This is a genomic window from Arthrobacter sp. Y-9 (assembly GCF_029690065.1).
GTDB lineage: Bacteria > Actinomycetota > Actinomycetes > Actinomycetales > Micrococcaceae > Arthrobacter_E.
Genome location: NZ_CP121463.1, coordinates 608,468 through 624,910, shown reverse-complemented (window position 1 = coordinate 624,910; position 16,443 = coordinate 608,468). Strand labels below are relative to the sequence as shown.

Annotated in this window: 13 protein-coding genes and 2 tRNA genes; 9 read left to right on the top strand and 6 right to left on the bottom strand. The window is 69.2% G+C overall.

Annotation, left to right across the window (positions count from 1 at the left end; genetic code table 11):
- Positions 1-58: 58 nt before the first annotated feature.
- On the top strand, positions 59-964 hold the full coding sequence (locus P9849_RS02795) for a LysR family transcriptional regulator (protein ID WP_278268202.1): 906 nt from the start codon (positions 59-61) through the stop codon (positions 962-964).
- Between the two features lie 262 nt (positions 965-1,226).
- Here the strand turns inward: P9849_RS02795 and P9849_RS02790 are convergent, their stop codons facing one another.
- Positions 1,227-3,056 (bottom strand): phosphoenolpyruvate carboxykinase (GTP), encoded by a 1,830-nt coding sequence (locus tag P9849_RS02790; RefSeq protein ID WP_278268201.1) that lies wholly within the window; start codon positions 3,054-3,056, stop codon positions 1,227-1,229.
- Between the two features lie 264 nt (positions 3,057-3,320).
- On the opposite strand from P9849_RS02790, the gene P9849_RS02785 reads away from it, so the two are divergent.
- Positions 3,321-3,394 (top strand) — tRNA-Arg (locus P9849_RS02785).
- A 220-nt stretch (positions 3,395-3,614) separates the two neighbouring features.
- A tRNA-Arg gene (locus P9849_RS02780) sits at positions 3,615-3,688 on the top strand.
- A gap of 65 nt (positions 3,689-3,753) precedes the next feature.
- Here P9849_RS02780 and P9849_RS02775 read toward each other — a convergent pair.
- Genes P9849_RS02775 through P9849_RS02765 form a run of 3 tightly spaced genes read right to left on the bottom strand, consistent with a single transcriptional unit; the run spans position 3,754 to position 7,317 of the window.
- On the bottom strand, positions 3,754-4,971 hold the full coding sequence (locus P9849_RS02775; protein WP_278268200.1) for an MFS transporter: 1,218 nt from the start codon (positions 4,969-4,971) through the stop codon (positions 3,754-3,756).
- 57 nt (positions 4,972-5,028) lie between these two features.
- Positions 5,029-6,333 (bottom strand): D-arabinono-1,4-lactone oxidase, encoded by a 1,305-nt coding sequence (locus tag P9849_RS02770; protein WP_278268199.1) that lies wholly within the window; start codon positions 6,331-6,333, stop codon positions 5,029-5,031.
- Positions 6,334-6,378: 45 nt separating this feature from the next.
- A complete protein-coding gene (locus P9849_RS02765) occupies positions 6,379-7,317 on the bottom strand; it encodes a LysR substrate-binding domain-containing protein (RefSeq protein ID WP_278268198.1) in 939 nt (312 codons plus the stop codon).
- A 106-nt stretch (positions 7,318-7,423) separates the two neighbouring features.
- Here P9849_RS02765 and P9849_RS02760 point away from each other — a divergent pair, with 106 nt between their 5' ends.
- The 6 genes from P9849_RS02760 to P9849_RS02735 all read left to right on the top strand — a co-directional run bounded on the left by P9849_RS02760 (position 7,424) and on the right by P9849_RS02735 (position 14,453).
- On the top strand, positions 7,424-8,692 hold the full coding sequence (locus P9849_RS02760; RefSeq protein ID WP_278268197.1) for an amino acid deaminase/aldolase: 1,269 nt from the start codon (positions 7,424-7,426) through the stop codon (positions 8,690-8,692).
- The gene (locus P9849_RS02755) at positions 8,689-10,161 is read left to right on the top strand and encodes an aldehyde dehydrogenase family protein (RefSeq protein ID WP_278268196.1); all 1,473 of its coding nucleotides are present in this window, start codon (positions 8,689-8,691) and stop codon (positions 10,159-10,161) included. The genes P9849_RS02760 and P9849_RS02755 overlap by 4 nt, the downstream gene beginning before the upstream one ends.
- 98 nt (positions 10,162-10,259) lie before the next feature.
- Positions 10,260-11,042, top strand: coding sequence for an ABC transporter ATP-binding protein (locus P9849_RS02750; protein ID WP_278268195.1), 783 nt, complete (start codon positions 10,260-10,262; stop codon positions 11,040-11,042).
- Positions 11,039-13,090, top strand: a complete 2,052-nt coding sequence (locus P9849_RS02745) for a YhgE/Pip domain-containing protein (protein ID WP_278268194.1) — start codon at positions 11,039-11,041, stop codon at positions 13,088-13,090. Before P9849_RS02750 ends, P9849_RS02745 begins: the two co-directional genes overlap by 4 nt.
- Positions 13,087-13,782, top strand: a complete 696-nt coding sequence (locus P9849_RS02740; RefSeq protein ID WP_278268193.1) for a TetR/AcrR family transcriptional regulator — start codon at positions 13,087-13,089, stop codon at positions 13,780-13,782. Before P9849_RS02745 ends, P9849_RS02740 begins: the two co-directional genes overlap by 4 nt.
- A gap of 68 nt (positions 13,783-13,850) precedes the next feature.
- Entirely contained in the window at positions 13,851-14,453 is a 603-nt protein-coding gene (locus P9849_RS02735) for a hypothetical protein (RefSeq protein ID WP_278268192.1), read from the top strand.
- On the opposite strand, the gene P9849_RS02730 is transcribed toward P9849_RS02735, so the two are convergent.
- On the bottom strand, positions 14,368-14,892 hold the full coding sequence (locus P9849_RS02730) for a histidine phosphatase family protein (RefSeq protein ID WP_278268191.1): 525 nt from the start codon (positions 14,890-14,892) through the stop codon (positions 14,368-14,370). The two genes, P9849_RS02735 and P9849_RS02730, sit on opposite strands and share 86 nt — an antisense overlap.
- Positions 14,893-15,330: 438 nt before the next feature.
- Entirely contained in the window at positions 15,331-16,230 is a 900-nt protein-coding gene (locus P9849_RS02725) for a winged helix-turn-helix domain-containing protein (RefSeq protein WP_278268190.1), read from the bottom strand.
- Positions 16,231-16,443: the final 213 nt, after the last annotated feature.

The window sequence follows — 16,443 nt, the reverse complement described above, 5'->3', positions numbered from 1 at the left end:
GCGGGCGAGTCTTTAGCACCAGCGTTGATTTCTACCGCTGATTCGGTAGCATTTCTGCATGATCGATCTCCAGGCGCTCCAGGCCCTTGTCGCGGTCCATCGGACGGGCAGCGTGGCCTCCGCGGCCGTCGACCTCGGCTTCACCCCCTCCGCCGTCTCCCAGCAGATCAAGAAGCTCGAACGCCACTCGAAAGCCGCCCTCCTGGAACGCCACGGCCGCGGGGTGCTCCTCACCGAGCGCGGCCGGGCCCTGGTCGAGCACGGCGGCCGGATCCTCTCCGAGCTCGAGGAGATGGAATCGATTCTGACCGCGGGAGAACAGCCGAAGGGCACCTTCACCGTCGCCAGTTTCTCCACCGCGGCCCGAGGGCTGCTGGTCGGCGTCGCGGCCCGGCTGGCCGAGGAGGTGCCGGAGATGCGCCTGGAAGTGGTCGCCGTGGATCCGGCCGAGGCGGTCGGCAAAGTGGCCCATGGGGACGTCGACCTGGCGGTCGTCCACGACTGGAACTCGGTGGCCCTGGAGATCCCCGGAAACGTCCTGCTGGAGCCGCTCTGCCACGACGTCGCGGACATCATGCTGCCCTCCACGCATCCACTCGCCGCGCTCGACGCCATTCCCCGCGCCGCCTTGCTGCAGGAGACCTGGTGCTCGCAGCCGCGTGGGGCGATCTGCCATGAAGCACTGCTCCGGCTCCTGGCGAGCGAGGGGGCCACCCCGCGCATCGCCTTCATCGACCCGGACTTCGCGACGCATCTGGAGTTCGTGGCACAGGGGCTCGCGCTCGCCTTCGTGCCACGCCTGGGCCGGGGCGCGCTGCCCGCCGGGGTCGTGGCCAGGCCTCTCGCCGGAGAACAGGCCCACCGCTCGGTCTCGGCGGCGTACCGGCAGACCATGTCCGCAAGCCCGGGGGTTCAGCTCCTCGTCCGCCTCCTGCACGAAGCGGCGGGCTCCGCGCACGCGTGAGCACGACGGCGCGCGGCCGCACGGGCGCGTGCCCCACCGCACGCTCCGGCGCGGTGAGCCGCGGCGCAGTGAGCCAGCCGCCGTCGTCGTGGCCGCTGAACTCGCTGCGGGACGTCCCACCTCGCTGCCGCGCGCAGCGGACTCAGCCCGGGAACCGCGAGTTCGGCGGACCACCGACTGGATGCCACACCCCGGAAACGCCAAGACCCCCGGAGGTCCGGGGGTCTTGGCGTCAGCACGGCTCACGGCCGTGGAGGTTCACTCAGGAAGCGAGGCGGCTCTTCAAACCGTCCAACTCGGCGCGGAGGTCCGCAGGGAGAGCTTCACCGAAGTTGGCGTACCAGTCCTCGATGCTCGCGGCCTCGACCTCCCACTCCTCCGGGCGGAACGCCAGAGCGGCGTCCAGTTCCTCGGCGGAGACGTCCAGACCGTCGGTGTCCAGGGACCCGGCCGTCGGCACGAAGCCGATCGGGGTCTCGACGGCGTCGGCCTTGCCCTCGATGCGCTCGATGGCCCACTTCAGCACGCGGGAGTTCTCTCCGAAACCGGGCCACGCGAAGCCACCCTCGGGGGTGCGGCGGAACCAGTTGACCAGGAAGATCTTCGGCAGCTTCTCCGGGTTCGCCTTGGCGGACAGGGAGATCCAGTGCTTCAGGTAATCACCGGCGTTGTAGCCGATGAACGGCAGCATGGCCATGGGATCGCGGCGCACCACACCGACGGCGCCGGCCGCGGCGGCCGTGGTCTCGGAGGAGAGCGTGGAGCCCATGAAGATGCCATTGGTCCAGTCACGCGCCTCGGTCACCAGCGGGATGGTGGTCTTGCGGCGTCCGCCGAACAGGATGGCATCGACCTGGACGCCCTCGGGAGCGAAGTACTCCTCGGCGAGCATGTCGATCTGGTCGATCGGGGTGCAGAAGCGCGAGTTCGGGTGCGCTGCCGGACGGCCCGACTCGGGGGTCCAGTCGTTGCCCTGCCAGTCGGTCAGGTGCGCCGGGGTCTCGTCGGTCATGCCCTCCCACCAGACACCGCCGTCGTCCGTCAGGGCGACGTTGGTGAAGATGCTGTTGCCCTTGGCGATGGCACGCATGGCGTTGGGGTTGGTGCCCCAGCCGGTGCCGGGGGCGACGCCGAACAGGCCGGCCTCCGGGTTCACGGCACGGAGTTCGCCGTCCTTGCCGAAGCGCATCCAGTTGATGTCATCGCCGAGGGTCTCGACCTTCCAGCCCTTGATGGTGGGATCGAGGAGCGCGAGGTTGGTCTTGCCACACGCGGACGGGAAGGCCGCCGCCACGTGGTAGTCCTTGTTCTCCGGGCTGGTGAGCTTGAGGATCAGCATGTGCTCGGCGAGCCAGCCCTCGTCCCGGGCCATCACCGAGGCGATGCGCAGGGAGAAGCACTTCTTGCCCAGCAGCGCGTTTCCGCCGTAGCCGGAACCGTAGGACACGATCGAGCGCTCCTCCGGGAAGTGCACGATCCACTTGTCCGGGTTGCACGGCCAGGCGACGTCCTTCTGCCCGGGCTCCAGCGGAGCGCCCACGGAGTGCAGCGCGGGGACGAAGAAGGCGTTCGTGGCGGTCAGCTTGTCCAGCACGTCGGTGCCGATGCGCGCCATGATGCGCATCGAGGCGACCACGTAGGCGGAGTCGGTGATCTCGACGCCGAACTTGGGATCCTCGGCGTCAAGGTGACCCATGACGAACGGGATGACGTACATGGTGCGGCCACGCATGGAGCCGGCGAAGAGGGCGTTGAGCTTCCCCTTCATCTCGGCGGGGGCCATCCAGTTGTTGGTGAAGCCGGCATCGGCCTCCTTCTCGGAGCAGATGAAGGTCTGCTCTTCCACGCGGGCCACGTCGGCCGGATCGGAGAAGGCGGCGAAGGAGTTCGGGAAGGTCTCCGGGTTGAGGGGGACCAGGGTGCCGGCCTCGACCAGTTCAGTGGTCAGGCGTGCGTACTCTTCTTCGGAACCGTTCACCCAGTAGATGGAGTCCGGCTGCGTCAGTTCTGCCACTTCCTCGACCCAGGCCAGAAGCTTCTGGTGGGTGGTGGGGGCGTCAGCTGTCAGGCGAGACGTCGTCAGATTTCCCATAGTGAGTCCTTTTCGATGGGTTCCTGGGCGGGTGTCTCAATCGTAGGTATGGACCACTGGACGGATTTTCAGCAATATTTGACGACGGAGCCCATTCCGGGACGTTTTCCGTGGTCGAATCACTCTTTTCGACCCATTTTGTGATTAAGGTCACGTAGACCGGTACATGTGCGGGGCGTCACCGGCCGTCGATTTGGAAGCCGCCAGAAGTTCCCGTAAAGTTTATGAAGGTTCAACCGGGAGTCGCCTCCGGAATGATGCCAAGCGCCCATAGCTCAGCTGGATAGAGCGTCTGTCTACGGAACAGAAGGTCAGGGGTTCGAATCCCTTTGGGCGCACAGGAAGATGCAAAAGCCCCGGTCCACGGACCGGGGCTTTTTCGTGCCCGGTTCCGCACGCTCGTCACGCGCTGCCGCCGCTTCGCACCCGTTCAGCCCGCACCCGCCGCTCCCCCGGATCCCGGCCTTTCCCGGACCGTCCGCACGCCGTCGTGCATCCTGAGAAGTTTTCGGGTAAAGTATTTCGAGGTTCGAACGGGAATTCTCCCGGGAGAAACATGCGCCCATAGCTCAGCTGGATAGAGCGTCTGTCTACGGAACAGAAGGTCAGGGGTTCGAATCCCTTTGGGCGCACAGAGAAGACGCGAAAGCCCCGGTCCACGGACCGGGGCTTTCTTGTACCCACTTCACTCCTCCCGTCAAGCGCTGCCGTCCCGGAAAGCAGGGGTTTCCCGGAATGCCCCTGCGAGCGGCAGGATCGCCAGGACCAGCACGAGGGGCAGCGCGAAACCGAGGCGCAGCGAGTCGGCCCCCACCAGACCCGTCAGCACGGAACCCAGCAGTGCCCCCACATAGTTGAACTGGTTGAACCGTGCGATCACGGAATCCACCCGGGCACGGCGCACCGGGTCGTCGGCGCCACCGGACCCGGCCTGGCCGAGCGCTGCGATCGACCCGGCCACGGAGAACGACAGCGGCGCGATGATGCCGGCGCCGAACCCGAGGACGGCGAATCCCAGCACCGCGATCGCTGCGTCCGGGGCCAGGACCACCAGGGCGAGCGCGGCGGCCGAGAGCACGGCGGCGGCGCGCAGGAGCCGCACCGCTCCGAACCGTCCGACGGCCCAGTCACCCGCAAGCCGCGCCAGGAGCGAGGCCACCAGGTACGGCAGGGTCGCGACGGCCACATTGCCCAGGCCCGTGCCGAAGAGGTCATGGAGATAGGCCGGGCCCCACGTGGAAGCGGCGGTGTCCACCATGTAGAAGAGCACCAGGACCAGGCCCACCAGCATCAGCCGCTTCCACGGGATGCTCACCTGAACGGCTTCGGACCCCGTCTCCTGTCCCCGGTCCCGGCGCAGGAACGGCAGTGCCGTCGCCACCACCGCGACCACTCCGAAGGGGGTCACGGACGCCGCCAGCGCGGCTTCCCCGAACGCGAGCGCCGCGAGCGTCGCGACGATCCCTCCGGCGGTCCATGCCGCGTGGAAACCGGGCAGCAACGTGCGGCGCAGGCGGTGCTCAAGTGCCACGCCCTGCATGTTCATCGAGGCGTCCACGGTGCCGAGACCGACCCCGTACACGGCCAGGAACAGACAGAACAGGAGCAGATCGGGCGCCAGCCCCACCCCGACCGCGCCGGCGCCGATCAGCCCGAGCCCCACCCGCAGAGCCTGGGCGGAGTCGAGCCTCCGGGCGAGCTGCCCCGCGAGCACCGAACCGGCGCCCGCCAGCACCACCATTCCCAGGAGCACCAGGGACAGGGTGGCCGCGTCCAGGCCGAAGAGCCCCTGGATCTGCGGCAGGTGGGTGGTCATCGTGATGAAGAGGAAACCCTGCAGGAAGAAGGCGGCGGCGATCGCCACCCTCTGCGTGGTCATCCCGCCGGATCGCACGACGGCGGCTGGCTGGCTCATGTCCTTCTCCTCGGGATGTCGGGACTCGGGTTTCGGCGTCGCAGGCCGGGCGTCGGCTCAGGCGCCGAAGATGCGGCGGATGTGGTCATTGGCGAACAGTCCGCCCGGATCGAGTTCCCGGCGGACCCGCTGGAAGTCATCCCAACGGGGATACAGCTCCGCGAGCTGCGCGGCGGAGAGGCTGTGGCGCTTTCCCCAGTGCGGCCGTCCTCCATAGGAGAGGGCGACGTCCTGCACGGCCGTGAAGAATTCCTGCCACGGCATGCCGCGGTACATGTGGGCGGCGATGTAGCAGCTCTCCCGGTCGTAGGCCGGGCTCAGGAGGGACTCCCGGTCCCCCGCGACGAAACGGACCTCGAAAGGGAAGTTCACGTCCAGACCGCGGGCCGTCACCAGCCGCCGCATCTCCGTGAGGGCTTCAACGCACGCCTCGCGGGGCAGGGCCCATTCCGTCTCCGTGAAGCGGACACTCCGCTTGCTCACCAGGACGTCATGGCTGACGCCGGTCCGGGAGGTGGGCGTGACCAGGTCCGTCGCCAGCCGGTTCAGCCGGGGAATGAGACCGGGGCGGGCACGGCCCAGCCGGCAGACGAGGTCCAGCGCCGTGTTCTCGAGCAGCTCTCCCTCCAGATAGGAGCGCAGTCGCCCCGCGGTGGGACCGGCGTCCCCCGGGACGGGGTCCGTGACGCGGTTGGTCCGCTTGGCCAGCACGGTGCCGCTGTGGGGGAAGGTGAAGAACTCGAAGTGGTCGTTGGCGTCCACGTGTTCGTCGAGACGTTCAAGCGTCTCCTCCAGCGAGGCAGGCTCCTGGACGCCCTGCAGGGTGAAGGCGGGCACCACGCGAAGGGTGTACGCCGTGATGACTCCGAGCGCCCCCACCGAGACCCGGGCGGCAGACAGGACGTCCGGCCCGGCGGCCGACGCCTGCAGCACCTCACCCTCCGCCGTCACGAGTTCGACATCCTCCACGAAGGTCGCCAGATTGCCGAGAGTCCGGCCGGTGCCGTGCGTGGCGGTCGAGATCGCCCCCGCGACCGACTGGCTGTCGATGTCCCCCAGGTTCGCCAGGGCCAGGCCGTGGCCATCCAGCAGACGGTTGAGGTCACGCAGCCTGGTCCCGGCGGCGACGCGGACCGTCCCCGCCTCACCGTCGACGCCGAGCAGGCCGCTCAGCCGGTCGAGGGACAGCAGGGTGCCCGAGGTCAGGACGTTGTCGCCGAAGGAGTGTCCGGCGCCGACCACGCGGACGCCCTGTCCGTGCCGGGCCGCCTCACGGACAGACTCCTGGACAGCCTCCACCGAAGCGGGCTGGACGAGGTTCGCCGGGGTGCAGGCCTGATCTCCGGCCCAGTTCTTCCACATGGCCTCCATGCTCACGCCGAGGTGAGCTGGAGCACAAACACTGGATCAGGGGGAATTCACAACCAGCGGATGCTCAATGGTCCGGACCAGCTCCCGTTCGGCGTCACGCACGTCCTGCGCCACCTGCACGAACAGGGAGACGACCTCACTCGGGGCGTCCTCGCGCCAGGCCAGCGCGACCTCCGACCCCGGGTGCGGCTCCACCGGCACGTACACGAGACCCGGACGCACCAGATATCTCGCCATCGCGGCGCCGGTGAGCGCGGTCGCCACCCCGCTGGCGACCAGCTCCGCTTCCTCGGTCGGCGAGGAGGTCTCCACGATCCGCGCCGGATGTCCCTCCGTCCGGAAGGACGACAGGGACCAGAAACCCCGCCACGCGGCGTCGTGCCCTCCGCCGACGGTGAGCGGCTCGTCCAGCAGTTCGGTCGGCGAGATCATGGTCCGGCCCGCCAGCCGATGGCTCGAGGCGAGGCAGGCGACCACGGGTTCCACGAAAAGAGGCAGACGCTGCAGCTCGGCCAGGGAGAGCGGCGGGCGGAGGATCGCCAGGTCACTGCTGCCGTCTGCCAGACCGCAGCTCGGGTCGCTGAGAGCCGCTTCCTGAAGGCGGAGCTCCACATCCGGATGACGCCGCGCGAACTCCGCCAGGATCGGCCGCGTCAGTTCAAGGGCCGCACCCACCACGAAGCCGAGCCGGAGCACCCGCTGGCCGGCGCGGCTCGCCAGCCGGACCCGCCGGAGCCCGTCGTCCCAGGCCTCCAGCACTCCCCTGGCCACCTCCAGGAAATGCTCGCCGTCCTCAGTCAGCTCGACGCGCCGGGTCGTCCGGTTCAGGAGGGTGACGCCCAGCTCCGCTTCAAGCTCCCGGATCTGTTTCGAGAGCGCCTGCTGGGCGACGAACAGCCGGGCCGCCGCCCGACTGAAGTGCAGTTCCTCGGCCACGGCCACGAAGTAGCGCAGGCGGCGGGTGTTGACGTCCATCACCCCCTCATTCTGGGAGCGGATCCCACGATTGACAACAGCTCGATGTGAGTCGGGACCGCTCGGGTGTTTCCCTGGACGGTGTGCCACGTGTCACAGTCGGAGAATGTCCGCCAGCACCGCTCCTCCCTTCAGTCTCGCCCTGGAAGACTCCGCGGCGGGGCGGAACGGCTTCACCGGCGCGGGAGGCTTCGCCGCCCTGAACCGCGCCACCGCGCACCTCGAGGCTCCGCTCGCCGTCCTCAGCCTGCCTGCACTGCGGCGGAACGCCGCGGACCTTCTGAGGCGGGCTCAGGGCAAACCGATCCGGGTGGCCAGCAAGTCGATCCGCAGCCGCGCCGTGCTGCGGGCCGTCCTGGAACTGCCCGGCTTCCACGGCATCCTGGCCTACGCCCTCCCGGAGGCGCTCTGGCTGGCCGAGGAGTTCGACGACGTCGTCGTCGCCTACCCGACCGCCGACCGCACCGCCCTGGCAGCCCTCGCCCACTCGCCCACCGCCTGCGAACGCGTCACGCTGATGGTGGACTCCGTCGAACAGCTGGATCTCCTGACCCCGTTCGCCGGGCCCGACGCGCCATTGCGACTGTGCCTGGACCTGGATGCGTCGCTGCGACTGGCGGGGGGCCGCGCGCATCTGGGCATGCGGCGTTCGCCCGTCCACACCCCCGAGGATGCCGCCGCCGTGGCCGCCGAGATCGTCCGGCGACCGGGGTTCCGGCTCGTGGGGATCATGTCCTATGAAGGGCAGATCGCCGGGCTCGGGGATGACTCGGGTTCCGCTCTGCACCGCGCCCAGATCCGCGCGCTGCACGCCCTCTCCGGGAGGGAACTCGCCGCACGCCGTGCCGCGGCCGTGGACGCCGTGCGCAGGGAGCTGCCCGCCGGCTCACCGCTCGAGTTCGTCAACGGGGGTGGCACCGGGAGTTTCGAGACCACCGGAGCGGAAGCCGCGGTCACCGAGCTCGCGGCCGGATCCGGGCTCTACGCCCCCGCGCTCTTCGACGGCTACCGCGCTTTCCACCCGGAACCCGCCTCTTTCTTCGCCCTGCCCGTGGTCCGCAAGCCCGCACCGGGATTCGCCACGGTGCTCGGCGGGGGCTGGGTGGCGTCCGGCCCATCCGGACCCGACCGGCTGCCTCGGCCCGTCTGGCCGACCGGCGTGAAGCTCCTGGGCACGGAAGGCGCCGGCGAGGTCCAGACCCCCGTCCACGGACCCGCCGCGGACACCTTGTCCCTCGGCGACCGGGTCTGGTTCCGGCACGCCAAGGCCGGCGAACTCTGTGAACACGTCGACACCCTGCACGTGGTGGACGGCGACCGGCTGGTGGCATCCGTCCCCACCTACCGCGGCGAAGGAAAGGCATTCCTCGGATGAGCACGTTCGATTCCCTCAACCCCGCCACTGGCGCCGTCGTGGCCACCTTCCCCGTGGACGACGACGGCGCGGTGGCGGCCGCCGTCGACCGCGCGCGGGAAGCGGCGGCCTGGTGGGGCGGGCTGGGCTTCGACGGCCGGCTCCGCCGTCTGCAGGCGTTCAAGCATGTCGTGGTAGCGGGGCTGGACGAGCTCGCGCGGCTCATGCGGGAGGAGACCGGGAAGCCGGTGGATGATTCCCGGCTGGAGGTGATGGCCGCCGTCGAGCACATCGACTGGGCGGCGAGGAATGCCCAGCGGGTGCTCCGGAAGCGCTCGGTGCGGCCCGGGGTCCTGGGCGCGAACCTGGCGGCGAGCGTCGAATACCAGCCGCTGGGCGTGGTGGGTGTGATCGGCCCGTGGAACTATCCGGTGTTCACGCCGATGGGGTCGATCGCCTATGCCCTCGCCGCGGGCAACGCCGTGGTGTTCAAGCCCAGTGAATACAGCACCGCGGTGGGCTCGTGGCTGGTCGACGCCTTCCACCGTGCCGTGCCGGAGCTGCCGGTCCTTCAGCTCGTGACGGGACTCGGCGCCACGGGTTCGGCACTCTGCCGGTCCGGAGTCTCCAAGCTCGCCTTCACCGGGTCCACCGCCACGGGCAAGAAGGTCATGGCGGCCTGCGCGGAGACCCTCACCCCCGTGGTCATCGAGGCGGGCGGCAAGGACGCCGCGATCATCGCCGCCGACGCCGACGTCCGCGCCGCGGCCCAGGACGTGGCCTTCGGCGCGTGGGGCAACGCCGGGCAGACCTGCATCGGCATGGAGCGCGCCTATGTGGAGGCCCCCGTGTACGACGAGTTCGTCGCGGAACTCCGACGGATCGCGGGCAGCGTGACAGCGGGTCCCGGCGACGCGGACCGCATTGGGCCGCTGACGATGCCCAGTCAGCCCGGCACCGTGCTGCGGCACATCAAGGCCGCCCTCGCGGACGGTGGGCACGCCGCGACCGGCGGGGAGGAATCCGTGGCGCCGCCGTTCGTGAAACCGGTCATCCTGCTGGACGTCCCGGAGGACAGCGAGGCCGTGCGGGAAGAGACGTTCGGCCCCACGCTCACGGTGACCCGGGTCGGGTCCGTCGACGAGGCCGTGGAGAAGAGCAACGCGGGCGTCTACGGGCTCGGCAGCGCGGTCTACAGCAGGGACCTCGGGAAGGCCGAGGCGATCGCGCGCCGGGTGCGGGCCGGCATGACGTCCATCAACAGCGTCATGTCCTTCGCCCTCGTCCCCGCCCTGCCGTTCGGCGGGACCGGCGATTCCGGGTTCGGCCGGATTCACGGGGCCGACGGGCTGCGCGAGTTCGCCCGTCCGCACAGCGTGGCCCGGCAGCGTTTCCCGCTCCCGGTGCCGGTGCTCTCCTTCCGTCGCGAGACCTGGCAGGTCCGCCTCATGGGGCGTCTGGTGAAGGTGGTGCACGGCCGCCGTCGTTGACCCGCACGGGGGTTCGGCGAACGGAAACAACTATTTGAACTGACCAGTCAGTTTAGATACTCTGGTGTCAGACGTTCTTCACGAAAGGCACCTCCCCCATGCTCGACGCCCGTGCGCTCCAGGTGAACGGCCGCAGGACCGACCTCCTGCCCGCCACCTCACTGCGTGTCTCCCCCGGCGAACTGCTCCTGGTCCGCGGCGAGAACCAGGATGACCGCACCGCCCTCGCCCTGACCCTCACCGGGCGCATGAAGCCGTCCTCGGGCCACCTCTCCTGGGACGGCAGCACCAGGCTCAAAACCATCCGAAAAGCCTCCGCCCTGGTGGACGCCCCCGGCATCAACGAGCCCGAACAGCACCTTTCGGTCTGCGATCTGGTCACCGAGGACCTCGCGCTGATCCCCCGCCGATACCGTGGCGCCCTGCTGGCCAAGCCCTGGCTCAAGCTCAACTCCTTCGAGGACGTGGAGAAGCTCTGGGTGGACGAACTTCCCGCGGAACGCCGTGTGAGCCTCCTGACCCAGCTGGCCCTCGCGGATCCCGCGGTGGACCTGCTCGTGCTGGACTCCCCCGACCGGCACAGCGCCGACCCCGCCGTCTGGCTGGAGCGCTGCGAGCAGCTGGCGTACGACGCCGGGCGGCCGCTCGCCGTCGTCGCGGTCGTCGCGACCCTGCCGGACGGCTGGGAGGGCCCCAGCGCAGTGATCGGCAACTCCGTTCCGCACGCGGAGCTGCCGCCGGGAGCCGAAGAGGACGCAGAGGAGGCGGTGGCCGCCGAGGCAGCGCACGTCAGCGATGCCGCCTCGGGTGAGACGCCGCCTGCGGAAAAGAACAGTTCGGAAAAGAACAGTGCGGATGAGAACGTGGAGGAAGCGAAGTGACCGTTCTACGCCTGGCCCGCTCCGAGCTCAAGCGCATGACCAGTGGCGTGCTGCCCAAGCTCACCATCGTCGCCCTGTCCCTGGTCCCCCTGCTGTACGGGGCCATCTACCTCTACGCGAACTGGGACCCTTACAACAACCTGAGCGGCATCAAGGCCGCCCTGGTGGTCGAGGACACCGGCGCCACCCCGTCCAAGCCCGACGGCACCAAGGGCGAGGAACTGAAGGCCGGCGCCAAGGTGGCCGACTCCCTCGTGGACGCACACCTCTTCGACTGGCAGCGCGTGCCCACCTCGCAGGAGGCCGATGAGGGCGTGCGGACGGGCAAGTACGCCTTCGCCCTGAAGATCCCGAAGGACTTCTCCAAGAACCTCGTGTCCCCGTCGACGTTCGACTCGGCGCACCAGGCCATGCTCAACGTCACCACCAACGACGCCAACAACTACCTCCTCAGCACGATCGTGGACAAGCTCACCACCGCCGTGCACGCGAGCGTCGCCCAGGAGGTCGGCGAGCAGACGGCCGATCAGCTCCTGTCGGGCTTCGGCGTCATCCACCAGAACATGGTGAAGGCCGCGGACGGCGCCAAGACGCTGTCCAACGGCCTCGCCCAGCTGCAGACCGGCACCGCCGATCTGCACAAGGGCACCACGGACCTCAGCTCCGGCGCCAGCCAGCTGGTGGACGGTCAGGGCCAGCTCGTGGCCGGTGCGAACAAGCTCTCCGACGGCGCGAACAAGCTCAGCAGCGGGCTGTCCCAGCTCAGCCAGGGCGCCGCGCCCCTGCCGTCCAGCACCAAGCAGCTCGCCGACGGCGCAGCCCAGGTGGCCGCCGGCAACGCACAGCTCAACGCCAAGGTTCAGGGTGCCGTGAAGGACCTCCAGACCGTGGAGACCCAGGCCGACGCCGACGTGAAGACCACGGTCAACAAGCTCGTCAAGGACCAGGTCATCACGCAGGAGCAGGCGGACAAGATCCTCGCCGATCTCAAGGCCGTCCAGGGATCGAGCCCGGTCCAGGACGCCAAGGCGAAGATCAACGGCGCCGCCGCTGACATCCAGAAGCTCTCCGATGGCGCCGGGGCCGTGGCCGCAGGCGCCAAGAAGCTCTCCGACTCCGCGCCCACCCTGGTCAACGGCATCAATCAGGCCAACTCGGGCGCGTACCAGCTGGCGGACGGCGCGAAGACCCTCGCAGCCGGCGAGCAGAGCGCCTACCAGGGCGCCACCAAGCTCAACTCGGGCGCCACGCAGCTCAACGCCGGCGCGGCCAAACTGCAGGACGGCGCCAAGACCGCCGCGAGCGGCGGCAAGGAACTGGCCACCAAACTCGCGGAGGGCTCGGGCCAGATCCCCAACCCGAACGCGACCCAGCGGGAGAGCGTCTCCAAGGTGATGTCCGATCCGGTGGCCGTCGACAAGCTCGCGCAGACCAAGGCGACCACCTACGGCGCCGGCCTGGCCCCGTTCTTCCTCAGCCTCTCGCTGTGGATCGGCGCCTTCATGCTGGTGCAGGCCATGCGCCCGCTCACCCAGCGGGCCCTGGCGTCCAATGCGCCGTCCTGGAAGATCGGCATCGCCGGCTGGCTGCCCTTCTTCGTGGTGTCCGCCGTGCAGACCGCCCTGCTGTGGGCCGTGGTCACGCTGGGCCTGAAACTCGAATCGGCCAACCCGGCGCTAACGTTCATCTTCCTGCTGTTCGCGGCGATGGCGTTCACGGCGCTCATCCAGGGCATCTGCGCACTGCTGGGCACACCGGGCAAATTCGTGGTGCTCATCCTGCTGGTGCTCCAGCTGGTCTCCTCGGGCGGCACGTTCCCGTGGCAGACCACCCCGGAGCCGTTCCACGTGGTCCACGACATCCTGCCGCTCGGCTACGTCGTGACCGGCATGCGCCACCTGATCTACGGCGGCGACCTGTCCATGGTGGCCCCCATCATGCTGGGCCTCGTGGGCTACGCGGCGCTCGGCATGGCGATGTCCACGCTCGCCGTGCACAAGCACAAGCTCTGGACCCTGAAGAGCTTCAAGCCGGAGATCTCGGTATGAGACCCGCCGAGCCGGCCGCGCACCCGAGGCTGCCGTCGGCGGGCGGCGACGCCGGCGAACCCGGCCAGGCGCCTGCCGTGGGCGACGACGACGGCGCGGGCCGCCGTCGTCGTCCCCAGCGGACGTCGGCCTCACGGCAGAAGATCTTCGACGCGTCCATGCAGCTGATCGGCGAGCGGGGAGCCGCCGAAGTGACGGTGGACGAGATCGCGGCCGAGGCCGGGGTCTCCAAGGGCACCGTGTACTACAACTTCGGCAGCAAGTCCGAGCTGATCGCGCAGCTGCTCCGGCACGGCGTGGACATCCTCCTGGCCCGCTTCGCGGCGGTGCCCGCGGTCGAGGATCCCGTGGCCGCGATGGAGTCCGTGGTGTCCGAGGCGATCGCGTTCCTGGACGACTACCCGTCCTTCGGGCAGCTGTGGATGAACGAGAACTGGAAGGCCGAGAACGAGTGGCGTGACCTGATGCGGGAACTCCGCTCGGAACTGCTCGACGTGATCTCCCAAGCCCTGGACCGGATCGGCCAGCGCTACGCGGTGAACCAGGACGTCTCCCGGAGCGGCCTGGAGGCGGCGATCTTCGGGGCGTGCTTCATCGTGGGCCTCGACCGCAAGAGCTTCCATCCGGGTCGTTCCCAGGAAGCCAGCGTGGAGGCCATCATGACCTTCGTGAAGGGCTACCTGGCGCGCTGATACCCGTCCCCTGATCCACGGATCCGGGGACCAGAAAAACTGTCAGACCCCTCTGAAAGAATGAAGCCATGCGGTTGCTCACCACCAAGATCATGCTCGGCGCGGCCCTGGCCTGCGCAGCGCTCCTGATCCAGACGGTCCTGGCCCCGGAGACCCTGGGCCTGGTCCTCCTGCTGGTGTGCGCGTTCATCGGTTTCGTCTGCGCCATAGCGTCCGTCGCCATCCTGCGCCGTGACAAGGTGCTGATCGCCGCTGGAATCCTCACCACCGTGGCCGTCACGTTCGCCCTCGCGTACGTGCGGCTCTGGGGGCTGGGCTTCTCCGAAGGCTACGATCGGATGCACACCACAGGTCCCGGCGCGGGAAGCGATCTGTACTTCTTCCTCAGCCTCGCCGCAGGACTGCCGGCCGCGCTCCTGCTGTTCCTCGGCAGCGTCTGGCCCGCGAAGAAGCCCGGCGTCACCGGACGCAAACGCCCCGCCCGGGCGGGAGGGCGTCGCACCGCGTCCGGATCGCGTGGGGCGGGCAGCCGGAGCGGCACCGCCACGCGAAGTGGCTCGAGCCGCCCGACGCCGAGGCCGACGGTCAGGCCCGCGGCACCTCGAAGGACACCAGGCGCGCATCCTGACCGTCCAGCTCCGCCCAGGGTTTCACGCTCTCAAGCACGGTGATCCCGCTGGTGGGGTAATGCTCCGCCATGTCCATATAGGCGGTCTGATCCGAATCCCGGTCCGCCAGGAGCAGCGCGAGATCCTGCACGCCCGGCATGTGGCTGATGACCATCAGGCTCGTCACGGTCTCGGGCACGTGATTGATGACCGTGAGCATCCGCCGACCGGTCGCCGAGTAGAGCCCCGATTCGAGCTTGGGCGTCGGCGCCTTCTCCCCCAGCTCTTCGCACACCCAGGTGCAGGTCTGGCGGGTCCGCACCGCGGTGGAGCACAGGATGAAGTCCGGGACGTTCCCCGAGTCCCGCAGCCAGGCACCGGCCGCCGCCGCATCACGATGTCCACGGGGTTCCAGAGGCCGGTCGTGATCCTGGACCCCCAGAGGCCAGTCCGCCTTGGCATGGCGCATGATGATCAGGCGCTTCACATGATGCTCACTCATGGGAAAACACTATCCCTGCGGGGTTGGTGGGTGGTTCTCGGTGTGGAAGGAGTGCCGTGGGCATCCTTCGGCGCCTGCGCTCCAGCCCCGCCGACCTTTGGACCCAGGCTCGGTTCACGCCGTCAGCGGCGGGGCTTCCACGCGACAACGGCGCTCTCCGGATACCCCCGGCACCCCACACATAGACCACCCCTCACGTCCGCAGGCCAGGTCACCCACTCGCTCGCACAGAACCGGCCCCACGCACGGGTGATCCCATCAAGCCGAACGCACTCCCTCTGACCGGGAACGAGGAGAAGGACGGGGTTCCCCGACAGCGCCGTTGTTGCGTGAAGGCCCCGCTGCCTCAAGCCCGACCGAAGCCGGAATCCTGAGGTGCAGCGGGGCCGGAGCGCAGGCGCGGAGGGGATCCCCGTCCTTCACACAGAACCGAAAACGTCAGATGGAGTACTCCGGCGCGGCCCAGACGACCACCTCGGGGTGCTCGTAGAACCGGTACCCCTGCCCACGGACCGTGCGGACCGTGTTGGCCAGGCGACCGAGCTTGGAGCGCAGACGGCGGATGTGCACGTCGATGGTGCGCTCGTTGGGAACCTCTTCGGCGTTGCGCCACAGGTTCTCCAGGAGCTCCTCGCGGTCCACGGTGCGGGTGCCGTTCTCGACCAGGTAGTTCAGGAGCTCGAATTCCTTGAACGTGAGGTTCAGGGTGTCGCCGTCCAGGTGGACTTCGCGGCGCGCCAGGTCGATGAGGACACCGCTGGGGCGCTGGTCCGGCACGGCGGCCGGGCGGGGCGCCTCGACGCGCTGCCGGTTGGCGACCGTGGGATCGCCGAAGGTGCTGCGCACGACGTCGAGAGCGGAGCCGGGCGCGCTGGCCGGCGCGACGGCGACGGCGGCGTAGCTCTCGGCGCCCTGGACGAGCGACTGGGCGTAGGCGCGGATCTCCTGGGCGAGCTTGGCGATCGACTGTCCGGAAGCGGCTGCCGTCTCCTCGTCGATGCCCACGTAGAGGACGAACCCACGGGCGACCGTGGGAGTGCCGGCGGCGGCACGGGCCGGAGCTCCGTTGGCGCCGCGGGCGATCACCGGGGTCGGAGCGGTCAGGGGGTGGCCTTCAGCGGCGGGGGTGCCCGGCTGCGGGACGGCGCGGAGCTGGCCGTAACCCTGCTGGGGGTAACCGGGCTGCTGAGCGGGCGCGGGGGCTGCGAACTGGCCGTTGTAGCCCGCCGGGTACTGCTGCGGGGCGGCAGCGGGGCGGTTGGCGAATTCGGGGCGGACGGCAGGAGCCTTGTTGGCGTTCCGCAGGGAGATGTGGACGTATCCGGATGCAACTGACATGTTGTTTCAAACCTCTGAGAGTGAATTTGCCGTCATCGCGGCTCGAATGTTGAGTCCCCGCAATGAATCAGGAAAGTGCCCTTCATTGGGCGGGGTGAGGACGGTTGCCTGAGCTGAGGGGTGGAGGTCAGGCGCACATTCGACAACAGCCAACCATCAGGCCAGCGGGTGCGCTGGAGAGGGTCGCTGCGGCTGCAGATGCTGTTGAGTTGG